The organism is Nonomuraea basaltis, assembly GCF_005893125.1.
Classification (GTDB): domain Bacteria; phylum Actinomycetota; class Actinomycetes; order Streptosporangiales; family Streptosporangiaceae; genus Nonomuraea; species Nonomuraea basaltis.
This window is the reverse complement of record NZ_VCJS01000327.1, coordinates 1-10,737: the sequence shown is the minus strand read 5'-3', so window position 1 is coordinate 10,737 and position 10,737 is coordinate 1. Positions and strand designations below refer to the sequence as shown.

The window sequence follows — 10,737 nt, the reverse complement described above, 5'->3', positions numbered from 1 at the left end:
CACGAAGGGGCCGCCGAGCTGCTGGGGGCGGCGCACGCGCTGTGGCAGTCGGTGGGCGCCTCGCCGGAGCGGCTGTGCTACCACGCGATCTGGCACGAGCGCTGCACGGAGCAGGCCCAGCACGCGCTGGGGAGGCGGGCGTTCGCGGCGGCCTTCCAGGCCGGGGCGCGGCTCGGACCGGACCGCGCTGTGACCTCCGCGAACGAGAGCTCGGCCGCCGAAGGCGAGTCGCGTCCTTTGGGGTGATCCGGGGTGGCCCAGGCTCTCGTACCATGAGGGCGTGCAGGGTCTTCTTCGCTCCGTGTGGGCCGAGCCCCGTCCCCCCGGCCCGCCGCGGCGCGTATGGCGGGACTGGCTGCTCGTAGGGGTGCTCGTGCCGGCCGCGGTGCTCGAAGGAGTCCTGCGGCCGGATCTTCCGTGGCGGGTGATCTCGCTGGTCGTGACCGTCGGGCTGGTGCCCACGCTGCTGTGGCGCCGGACCAGGCCGCTGGTGATGGTCGCGATCGTCTTCGCCGTCACGAGCGCGGCCCCGCTGTTCACGGGCGGCGATCCCGTCGAGACGTACACGATGGTCTTCGTCCTGATCCTGCTCTACTCGCTGTTCCGGTGGGGCTCCGGGCGCGAGGCCGTGATCGGGCTGGCGGTCATGCTGACCGTGGTCTGCCTGTCGATCCTCTTCGGCCGCCTCAGCTCCCCCGACGTGGTCGCCGCGTTCGCCGTGATGTTGTCGGCGCTCGCGCTGGGCGTGGCGTTCCGCTACCGGGCGGGCGCGCGGTTGCGCGAGCTGGATCAGGTCAAGCTGCTCGAACGCGAGCAACTGGCCCGCGACCTGCACGACACCGTCGCCCATCACGTCTCCGCGATGGCGATCCGCGCGCAGGCCGGTCTCGCGACGGCCGCGACGCGGCCCGAGGCCGCCACAGACGCGCTCCGCGTGATCGAGGCCGAGGCGTCGCGCACGCTCGCCGAGATGCGCGCCATGGTCCGCGTCCTGCGCAGGAACGAGCCGGCGGAGCGGGCACCCGGCCGGCACATCGCCGATCTGGAGCAGCTCGCCGGCTCGGCCCGCGTCGGTCCCTCCGTCAACGTGGAGATCCGCGGCGATCTCGCGGATCTCTCCCCGTCGGTCGGCGCCGCGGTCTACCGCATCGCCCAGGAGTCGGTCACCAACGCCCGGCGGCACGCGCGGCACGCCACCCGCATCGAGGTCAGCGTCGCCGCCGACGACACGTCGGTGCGGCTGCGCGTGAGCGACGACGGCGACAACAGCTCCACCCGCTCGATCGCGTCGGTGGGGTACGGGCTCATCGGCATGATCGAACGCGCCGGGCTGCTCGGCGGCACCTGCGAGGCGGGCCCGAACCCCGGCCGCGGCTGGACCGTGACCGCGGTTCTGCCCCGTGCGGGGGCGGCGACATGAGCATCCGCGTGATCGTCGCCGACGACCAGGAGATCGCCCGCACCGGCCTCAGGATGATCCTCGACGCGCAGCCGGGCATCGAGGTCGTCGGCGAGGCCGGCGACGGGCAGCGGGCCGTCGAGCTCGCGCGGCGGCTGCGCCCCGACGTGTGCCTGTTCGACATCCGCATGCCCCGCCTCGACGGCATCGAGGCCACCCGCCACCTGGCCGGACCGGACGTCGCCGACCCCCTCGCCGTCGTCGTCATCACCACGTTCGACCTCGACGAGTACGTCTACGCCGCCCTCAGGGCCGGCGCCCGGGGCTTCCTGCTCAAGGACGCCGGCCCCGACCTGCTCGCCCAGGCCGTCCGTGCCGCCGCCAACGGCGACGCGCTCATCGCCCCGAACATCACCGCCCGCCTGCTCGGCGCCTTCGCCGGCGCCGGGCCCGCCGCACCGCCCGCCCAGCCGATCGAGGCGCTCACCGGCCGCGAGGAGCAGATCCTGGCCACCGTGGCGCGCGGCCGGACCAACAGCGAGATCGCCGCCGAGCTGCACATCTCGCTCAGCACGGTCAAGAGCCACATCGCGAGCCTGATGGCCAAGCTCGGCGTCCGGAACCGCGTCGAGATCGCGATGTGGGCCTACGAGACCAACCGCGTCAAGGGCTGATCCGCGGGGGCGCGCACGGAGCGGGCCGGGCGCCTGCGGATGATCCATTCGGCGAAGGCGACGTTGATCGCCCAGCTGGCGCCCATGAGCAGCGCCCTGGCCAGTTCGTCCGCCGGGCCGTGGATCAGCAGCCAGATGGCAAAGGCCACCGCCTGGGTGCCCGCGCCGAGCCCGATCGCGTAGCCGCGGGTCATCCAGGCGCGGTGCCGGGCGATGTCCCGCCGCCGGATCGCGGCGACGCCGAGGACGATGAATATGGCCATGGCCGAGCCGAACACGAGCCGGAACGCGCCCAGCAGAGCGCCGTCGACGGCGGGCAGGGCGTAGAAGAGGGTCATCCACAGCCCCGAGAGCGCCGCGGCGATCCCGCAGGCGGCCAGCACCCGGCCGGCGGCGCGGTGCCAGCCGGGCCGACGGCGGCGGAACCGGGGCGCGAACTGGAAGGCCCCGAGGAAGGTGTACAGGGAGGCGGCGACGATGTGCACCATCACGGGCAGAGGCGCCGCGAAGAACCGGGCGTTCTCCGGCGTGACCTCCGCGCCGCTGGTCAGCTCGGTCAGGCGGAGGGCGCCGGCGAGCAGGGGGATGAAGCTGAGGACGATCAGCCCGGTGGGCACCCGCCATCCCGCCCTGGCCGCCTTCGTCGTGCTCTTGTCGGTCATGACTCGATCGTGACGGCCGCGGCGGTGGCGGCTCATCGGCAGAACGGCCCGAGCCGAGTCGGCCTATCAGCCATCGACGAGGTCGTACTTTCGGCCGTTGGGCCCCGGACCGCCCTTCGTCACACTGACTCTCGTGGCCCGGGGCCGGCTCGGCGCCGTCCCCCACATCGTCGCCACATCCACAACGAATGAGGAGAACATGATGAAAGCATTCGTCTTACGCTCATACGGCTCACCCGACGCCCTTGAGCTCATGGACATCGACAAGCCCGCGCCCCGCGACGACGAGGTGCTGGTCCGGGTACGCGCCACCTCCGTCCAGCCCTACGACTGGCACCTCATGCGCGGGGAGCCGCGCGTGGCACGTCTCATGCCCGGCGGCCTCGGCCTGCGCAGGCCGAACATCGCCGTCCTGGGCGCCGACGTGGCGGGGGAGGTGGAGGCGGTCGGAAAGGGCGTGACGGGGTTCCGTCCCGGCGACGAGGTCTTCGCGATGTCCAAGCAGGGCGGCTTCGGCGAGTACGTCTGCGTCCGGGAGGACGAGCTGGCGCCGAAGCCGGCGAGGCTGTCGTTCGAGGAGGCGGCGGCGGTGCCGCTGGCGGCCAACACGGCCTTGCTGGCGGTACGCGACCAGGGCCGGATCCAGCCCGGGCAGCGGGTCCTGGTCAACGGGGCCTCAGGAGGTGTGGGGACGTTCGCCGTGCAGCTCGCCAAGGCGTTCGGCGCGGAGGTCACCGGCGTCTGCAGCGGCCGGAACGTGGACCTGGTCCGGTCGCTCGGCGCCGACGAGGTCGTCGACTACACCAAAGAGGACTTCACCCGGCTGGGCCGGCGCTTCGACGTCGTGCTGGACAACGCGGTGAGGCACGGGGCGTCGGCGTACCGGCGGGTGCTGAAGCCCAAGGGGATCCACATCCTCATCGGCGGGCCGGGCGGCCGATGGCTGCAGCCGGCCGGTCGCATGTTCGCGATGCTCGCGGCGGCGCCGTTCCTGCCCCACGGGGTGGCCCTGACGGACGTGGTCGCGTGCAAGGAGAACAAGCCGAACCTGGTGACGCTGACCGAGCTCATCGAGGACGGCAAGGTCACTCCGGCGATCGACCGGTGCTACCCGTTCGAGGAGATCCCGGCGGCCATCAGATACCAGGAGGAGGGCCACGTCCCGGGGAAGGTCGTGATCAGAGTTTCGGACGCCACTTAAACGGACATTTCGGATTCACGCCACCACGCACGGTAAGGCATGCTTAAGATCTGTAAGCACCTTATTCGCGACGATATGACGAAAGCCGCAGCCATCCACCCCATCCCCGTCCGCATCATCCGGCGATGGCCCCCCGAAGGGCGCGACCTCAGCCACGGCGCCGCCCTGTCCATCGCCCCTGCGACGGAGTCGCCGGCACGCGCCGGCGGCGATGGCCGCCCGCCACGCCCCCGTTCCTGGATGCGCCCGGTCAACGATGATCGCTCAGCGCCATGGCGTGGCCACTTCGTCGATCGAAGGTTGTGAGATCCATCGAAATGCTCCACGGAGGTCCTTGATGCCGTTCCTGACCCAGCTCGCCGACGTCGCCCGCCGTACCGGCTTCCCGGTGACCGAGGTGTCCGGGTGGAAGACCCGCGGCCACGGGCCGCAGCCCGAGGTGCAGGGCATCGTCTGTCACCACACCGCCGGCCCGGCCGGCGGCGGCGACTACCCGTCGCTCGCGGTGGTGCGCAACGGCCGCCCCGGCCTCGACGGGCCGCTGTCGCAGTTCGGGCTCGGCAGGTCCGGCCACATCTACGTCATCGCCGCCGGACGCTGCTGGCACAACGCCCCCTCCACCTCGCCGCAGCACGACAACTCCAGCTCGATCGGCATCGAGGCCGAGAACAACGGCAGCCAGCCCTGGCCCGACGCCCAGAAGGACGCCTACATCCGGCTGTGCGCGGAGCTGTGCCGCGAGTTCGGGCTGCCCGCCGCGCGCGTGAAGGCGCACCGGGAGGTCAACACCTCCAAGCCGGACCCCCACTCCATCGACATGAGCGACTTCCGCGCGGCCGTCGCCGCCCTGGTCAAGGACGGCGCGGAGGCGGATTTATCCTGGACGGAGAAGATCGTGAAGAACCTGCCGATGGTCCGCCTCGGTGACGACAACTACGACGTCAAGACCGTCAGAGGCTGCCTGTTCGCCCGGGGCCACGTGCCTCCCACCGCCTACGCGGGCAGCGAGGCCGGTCTGGAGGGCTGGCTGAAGTCCACCCAGTGCGACACCGGCCTCGTCGAGCTCGTCCGCGGGTTCCAGCGGGCCGAGGGCCTCGACGAGGACGGGTTCGTCGGCCCGAAGACCTGGCCGTCTCTGCTGCGGGTCTGAGCGGTCAGCGATGGAGGGTACGGGCCGCGACCAGCCGGCCGTCCTGGAAGCCCTCCACGCGGACCACCTGGGCGGCGCCGATCCCGGGAACGGGAACCGTCACCGTCTCCTGCGCCAGGTCCACCGACAGCCGCGGCCGGCCGTCCAGGTGGACGTCGGCCCGGTCCAGGCGCGCGGTCCGGAGCGTCAGCTCGCCGCCCGCCGCGCCGATCTGCACGCCGAGGCGGCGTACCGGCAGGCCGGCGAGCAGCCGCCCGGCGTGATCGAGCAGGTCCGCGTTGTCGTGGAGGACGTCCTCGCGGGTCATGCGGTGGCGGTGCTCGGGCACCACGCCGAGGTCCTCGACGGGCGTGCCCGCGAGGTCGCCGACGCGTAGCGTGCGCCGGATCGACACCCGCATGTTCGCCTGCCCGGGCAGCGGCCGGTACGGGCTGTCCGCCGCCGGCTCCGGCAGCTCGAGGAGGAGCTTGAGCAGCTCGTGGGTCCACACGTTGGCGCCGCCCGCGCCGGTGTTGTCGTCCACCCCGAGGATGGGACCGATCGTGTGGTCCTGGAAGCCGGCGGCGAAGATGTCCGTCGCCGAGTAGCAGCGCGCGTCCGTGATCAGCACGACCGGGCCGTGATACTGCTGCCCGATGGCGTTGGCCCCGTCGGCGGGGGTGATCGGGAAGCCGCCCGAGTAGACGGCGCCCGTCTCCAGCGCCTGGTTCATCGACGCGCACCAGGGGGTGAGGTCGATCTGGCCGGTCGGGTCGCCCTCGTGCTGCGCGCAGATCCGCACGTTCAGCGGCGTCGTGATGAACTGCGACGGCTCCGGGGAAACGGGGTGGGGCGTGAGCGTCTGCAGGAGGAACTCGCCGGCGAAGATGTGCCCGCCGCCGTTGCCGCGCACGTCGACGATGAGACCGTCCTGCGGCAGCAGCCCGATGAGCCGGACGAACTCCCGGACGAACCCGTCGGGGTCGTTGACGTTGAAGGTGAACACCCGGATGTGGCCGTACGTGCCGGACGCGGTGACCACGCTCCTGGCCCGGAACACGCCCGGCATGGACGTCGGGACGTCCGCGCCCGGCTGGGCGGGCTCTGCCGTGAGGCCCGCGACGTCCGCCGACTCCTGCTCGGTGATCACCTGCGGGACGTAGAGCAGCTTCACGGCCCGGCCGATCTCGTCCGTGCCAAGGTCGAGCCCCTGGGCCACGGCCGCGCTGGTGAGCTCGTCGGCGTTGACGAAGGGCGGCAGGTTGTCGGTGATGCGCCACTTCTCGCGCAGTTCCTTGGCGATCCCGTCGGCATCGACGTAGTTGAGCACGACCCAGTCCTCGTCGGGCGGCACGTGGATGCGCAGCGGCCGGATGGTCAACGACTGCAGCCCGCGCGAGTGCCGCGCCGCCGGGTTGCCGCCCGCGAACCGCGCCGCGTTGACGTCCACCGCCCGGTCGATCGGGACGCCGTTCCAGTGGGTCACCTCCACGCCCGGGCCGAACCCCGGGGCGGAGAAGCCCTCGACGATCCTCGTCACCACGTAGTGGCGGTCCTCGCCCTGGTAGAACTCCTCGATCTGGTACGGCAGGTAGGCGATCTTGCTGGAGAACGGTTGCGGAAGCAGGTAGTTGGTGTGCAGGTCGCGTACCGAATGGAAGATCTCCGACAGCTCCGTGTGGAAGCGCCATTCCGGGTCCATGGTCGTCTCGGTCTGGCGGTTGAGCCGCAGGCCCAGCAGCCGCAGCCGCTGGATCGGGTTCACCGCGTGCATCGCCGCCTTGAGCGGCAGGTGCACGTAGTTCTGCTCGATGAGCACCAGTGCCTGCTGGACCAGCGTGCGCCTGTCGGCGAGCGTCAAGGCGCCCGCCGTACGCAGGAAGTCCCGCAGTTCCACCGCCTCGGCGAGTCGCTTGGCCATCGAGCCTGATGCGTCGGTCATGGCGCCACCCATCCCATCGTCCTGGGCGCGCCGGAGGACCGAGCTCCTTCGACCACGCCATCGGACCTGCTTGGAGCCGATTGGATGCCTGCAGGGTGGCACGGCACGACGGGCGGCGCCTCAGGAGGCGTCCTAGGGAAGTCCCTAGGACGTCAGCGGTCGCGCCGCCGTCGATCTTCCTTGCGGGACAGCTCTTAGTGCGTGCGGACCTTCCGGCCGGCGTCGGCGGGTTCGCCGGTTCGCCGTCGGGCGGCGGCGCGGCGGCCCGGGATCGTGAGGACGATGAGCGCCGCCAGCAGGGCGACGCCGCCGCCGATGATGAAGCCCGCGCGGAAGCCGTCCTCCGACGGCAACGTCACCGATCCGAACTTGATCGTCATGTTGGCCAGGACCGCGCCGAGCACGGCGCTGGCGCAGGACGTGCCGATCGCCCGCATCAGGCTGTTGAGGCCGTTGGCGGCGGCCGTCTCGGTGACCGGCACGGCGCTCATGATGATCGAGGGCATGGCGGCGTACGCGAATCCGATCCCGGCGCTGACCACGCCCGAGAAGATCAGGACGCCCCACGCGTGGCCCATCAAGGCCAGGGCCAGGAGATACCCGGAGGCGATGACGACCGCGCCGAGCAGCAGGGAGGTCTTGGGTCCCCGGGCGGCCGACAGGCGTGCCGCCACGGGCGAGATCGCCATCATGACCAGCCCGGCCGGCGCCATCCACAGGCCCGCCGCGACCATCGACTGGCCCAGGCCGTACCCGGTGGCGGCGGGCAGTTGCAAGAGCTGGGGCGTGATCAGCGACATCGCGTACATGGAGAAGCCGATGACGATGGAGGCCAGGTTGGTCAGCAGCACCTGGCGGCGCACGCTGGTACGCAGGTCGATCAGCGGGGCGGGCGTACGCAGCTCCCACCATCCCCACAGCAGCAGGATCACCGCCGCGGCGGCGAACATCCCGAGCGTGGTGCCGCTCGTCCAGCCCCAGTCGCCGCCCTTGGAGATCGGCAGCAGGAGCAGGACCAGGCCGGCCGACAGGCCCGCCGCTCCGGGGAAGTCGAAGCGGCCCGCCGACTTGACCGGGGACTCCGGCACGATCAGGAGGATGAGCGCGGTCATCAGCAGGCCGAGCCCGGCCGCCGCCCAGAACAGCGCGTGCCAGCTCACGTACTGGGCGACGAGCGCGGCGGCGGGCAGGCCGAGCGCTCCGCCCACGCCGAGCGAGGAGCTCATCAGGCCGATGGCCGAGCCGAGCCGCTGCGGCGGCAGCACGTCACGCATGATGGCGATGCCCAGCGGGATCACTCCCATGCCGAACCCCTGCAGCGCGCGGCCGATCACCATGGGGATCAGCGTGTTGGCGGGCGCGCACACGAACGAGCCGATGGCCAGCAGGAGCGCGCTGGCCACCATGACGCGGCGCTTGCCGTACAGGTCGCCGAGCCGCCCCGAGATCGGCATGGCGATCGCGCCGGCCAGGAGGGTCGCGGTGATGGCCCAGAAGGCGTTGGCGGGGGTGGTGTGCAACAGGGCCGGCAGGCTGGCGATCAGCGGCACGATGAGGGTCTGCATCAGCGAGACCGTGATGCCCGCCGCCGCCAGCACACCGATGATCACTCCGCTGCGGCGTGGCGCGGCGCGCGTTGAACTCATGAACTCTCCCGTGTCTCGCAACAATATGCATAATACATATAGCGTGTATCATACACATCGCTGAACGAGGGATATCCTGGCCCCCGACGGGAGGACCAAGTGCGCGAGGAGATCGCCGACATCGAGCGCGAGCTCATGCTCATCGGCCGCTACAAGGAGCTGGCGACGACCTCCGGCCCCGACGAAATGCGACTCGAACGCAGCAGCTACATCCTGCTCAGGCGCCTCGAGGCCGAGGGGCCGATGTCGATCGGCCAGCTCGCGCAGGCGTTCAACCTCGACACCTCCACCGTCAACCGGCAGACCGCCGTCCTGCTCCGCGGCGGCCTGGCCGAGCGCATCCCCGACCCGGAGGGCGGCATGGCCCGCAAGCTCCGCATCACCGAGGAGGGCCTGCGGCGGGTCGCGGCCGAGCGCGCGTACCGCCTCAACGGCCTCTCCATGGTCCTGAAAGACTGGACCCCGCAGGAGCTGGCCTCCTTCGCCGAGGGCCTGGCACACTTCAACGCCAGCATCGAGCAATGACCACGGCCGGGGCTCGTGGAGGGCCGGCCATGCCGCACGGTCGTCAGCGGCCCGTCAACGGTGACCGGCTGCATCCGCTCGACTCCGCGCGGGGGCGCCGACGAGACCGAGGGAGCCAGACGACTGCCACCCCGGTTTCTCATATTCTCTCGTAACGGTAGAGTTTCTCGCGGCACGTGGCGAGGTCTCCGTTTCGGCGCATGCTATGAGCGGGGCGGTGGCCGACCATGCAGGCGCATGCCCAGAGCCGCTATACCCTGACGTTAAGGCAGGGTGACGCGGAGGGCCGGAATGGCAGGCGAGCCCGGCTAGTCTTCGTTCTCGGCCGGTTGGAACAAATTCGAGGAGCACATCATGGCGTGCGCGCAGCGCCTGCGTGAGCAACTGCTCACCGCCCACGAGCCGCGGCAGGTCTGCCGGGCCACGAGCACCGGGGCGGGGCGATGAGCGGCATCGCAGGAGAGGCCGCCCGGCGGCGTACGTTCGCCGTGATCAGCCATCCGGACGCGGGCAAGTCCACCATGACCGAGGCCCTGGCCCTGCACGCCTCCGCGATCAGCGAAGCCGGCGCGGTGCACGGCAAGGCCGGGCGCCGCGGCGTCACCTCCGACTGGATGGAGCTGGAACGCTCACGCGGCATCTCCATCACCTCCGCCGCGCTCCGCTTCACCTACCGCGACCACATCTTCAACCTGGTCGACACCCCCGGCCACGCCGACTTCTCCGAAGACACCTACCGGGTCCTGGCCGCCGTCGACTGCGCGGTGATGCTCATCGACGCCGCCAAGGGCATGGAACCGCAGACCATGAAGCTCTTCGAGGTCTGCCGCCACCGCCGCATCCCGGTCATCACCTTCATCAACAAATGGGACCGGCCCGGCCGCGACGCCCTGGAGCTGCTGGACGAGATCGAAGAGCGCACCGGCCTGCGCCCCACCCCCATCAACTGGCCCATCGGCAGCCCCGGCCACTTCCACGGCGCCATCGACCGGCTCCAGAAGCGCGTCATCGGCTACGAGCGCACGCCCGGCGGCGCCACCAAGGCGCTGGAGAGCGAGCTGACCGCCGAGCAGGCACAGGCCGCATGGGGGCCCGACTGGCAGCGCGCGGCCGAGGAGGCGGACCTCCTCGAGGCCATCGGCGCCGACCACGACCAGAAGCGGTTCGAAGCCCACGAGTACACCCCGGTCCTGTTCGGCGCCGCACTGCCCAACTTCGGCGTGGCCCGGCTGCTCGACGCCATGGTGGACCTGGCTCCGGCCCCCGCCCCGCGCCCCGACGTCGCCGGCCAGGCGCGCCCGCTGCACGCGCCGTTCTCCGGGCTGGTGTTCAAGGTGCAGGCCAACATGGACCCCGCCCACCGCGACCGCATCGCCTTCATCCGGGTCTGCTCCGGCCGGTTCGAACGCGGCATGGTGCTCACCCACGCCGCCACCGGCCGCCCGTTCGCCACCAAATACGCGCACAGCGTCTTCGGCCAGGAGCGCACCACTCTCGACGACGCCTACCCCGGCGACGTCGTCGGCCTGGTCAACGCCACCTGTCTCTCATACACATCT

10 protein-coding genes are annotated in these 10,737 nt (G+C 71.3%); 7 read left to right on the top strand and 3 right to left on the bottom strand.

What is annotated here, in order from left to right:
• The 3 genes from EJK15_RS72175 to EJK15_RS63555 form a co-directional block, all read left to right on the top strand.
• The coding region (locus EJK15_RS72175; RefSeq protein WP_206062104.1) for a hypothetical protein at window positions 1-246 on the top strand (246 nt) is incomplete at its 5' end.
• A 34-nt stretch (window positions 247-280) separates the two neighbouring features.
• Window positions 281-1,420: a sensor histidine kinase gene (locus EJK15_RS63560; RefSeq protein ID WP_138719966.1), complete on the top strand. Its 1,140-nt coding sequence runs from the start codon at window positions 281-283 to the stop codon at window positions 1,418-1,420.
• Window positions 1,417-2,073 carry a response regulator gene (locus EJK15_RS63555; protein WP_138719965.1) on the top strand — a complete coding sequence of 219 codons (657 nt, stop codon included), beginning with the start codon at window positions 1,417-1,419 and terminating at the stop codon, window positions 2,071-2,073. The genes EJK15_RS63560 and EJK15_RS63555 overlap by 4 nt, the downstream gene beginning before the upstream one ends.
• On the opposite strand, the gene EJK15_RS63550 is transcribed toward EJK15_RS63555, so the two are convergent.
• Window positions 2,046-2,735, bottom strand: coding sequence for a DUF2306 domain-containing protein (locus EJK15_RS63550; protein WP_138719964.1), 690 nt, complete (start codon window positions 2,733-2,735; stop codon window positions 2,046-2,048). The genes EJK15_RS63555 and EJK15_RS63550 overlap by 28 nt on opposite strands.
• 253 nt (window positions 2,736-2,988) lie before the next feature.
• On the opposite strand from EJK15_RS63550, the gene EJK15_RS63545 reads away from it, so the two are divergent.
• Window positions 2,989-3,936, top strand: a complete 948-nt coding sequence (locus EJK15_RS63545; RefSeq protein ID WP_240778005.1) for an NAD(P)-dependent alcohol dehydrogenase — start codon at window positions 2,989-2,991, stop codon at window positions 3,934-3,936.
• A 337-nt stretch (window positions 3,937-4,273) separates the two neighbouring features.
• Window positions 4,274-5,086 carry a peptidoglycan recognition protein family protein gene (locus EJK15_RS63540; RefSeq protein WP_171075311.1) on the top strand — a complete coding sequence of 271 codons (813 nt, stop codon included), beginning with the start codon at window positions 4,274-4,276 and terminating at the stop codon, window positions 5,084-5,086.
• A 4-nt stretch (window positions 5,087-5,090) separates the two neighbouring features.
• On the opposite strand, the gene EJK15_RS63535 is transcribed toward EJK15_RS63540, so the two are convergent.
• On the bottom strand, window positions 5,091-7,007 hold the full coding sequence (locus tag EJK15_RS63535; protein ID WP_206062100.1) for a S41 family peptidase: 1,917 nt from the start codon (window positions 7,005-7,007) through the stop codon (window positions 5,091-5,093).
• Between the two features lie 194 nt (window positions 7,008-7,201).
• On the bottom strand, window positions 7,202-8,653 hold the full coding sequence (locus EJK15_RS63530) for an MFS transporter (RefSeq protein ID WP_138719961.1): 1,452 nt from the start codon (window positions 8,651-8,653) through the stop codon (window positions 7,202-7,204).
• A 99-nt stretch (window positions 8,654-8,752) separates the two neighbouring features.
• Between EJK15_RS63530 and EJK15_RS63525 the strand changes: the two genes are divergently transcribed.
• Together EJK15_RS63525 and EJK15_RS63520 are read left to right on the top strand one after the other, a co-directional pair.
• Window positions 8,753-9,178: a MarR family winged helix-turn-helix transcriptional regulator gene (locus EJK15_RS63525; protein ID WP_206062098.1), complete on the top strand. Its 426-nt coding sequence runs from the start codon at window positions 8,753-8,755 to the stop codon at window positions 9,176-9,178.
• Between the two features lie 443 nt (window positions 9,179-9,621).
• The coding region (locus EJK15_RS63520; protein WP_138719960.1) for a peptide chain release factor 3 at window positions 9,622-10,737 on the top strand (1,116 nt) is incomplete at its 3' end.

Bases quoted from the DNA above. Each gene is read 5' to 3' on its own strand.
- EJK15_RS63555 (WP_138719965.1), top strand. From the start codon at position 1,417: ATGAGCATCCGCGTGATCGTCGCCGACGACCAGGAGATCGCCCGCACC.
- EJK15_RS63550 (WP_138719964.1), bottom strand. From the start codon at position 2,735: ATGACCGACAAGAGCACGACGAAGGCGGCCAGGGCGGGATGGCGGGTG.
- EJK15_RS63545 (WP_240778005.1), top strand. From the start codon at position 2,989: ATGGACATCGACAAGCCCGCGCCCCGCGACGACGAGGTGCTGGTCCGG.
- EJK15_RS63540 (WP_171075311.1), top strand. From the start codon at position 4,274: ATGCCGTTCCTGACCCAGCTCGCCGACGTCGCCCGCCGTACCGGCTTC.
- EJK15_RS63535 (WP_206062100.1), bottom strand. From the start codon at position 7,007: ATGACCGACGCATCAGGCTCGATGGCCAAGCGACTCGCCGAGGCGGTG.
- EJK15_RS63530 (WP_138719961.1), bottom strand. From the start codon at position 8,653: ATGAGTTCAACGCGCGCCGCGCCACGCCGCAGCGGAGTGATCATCGGT.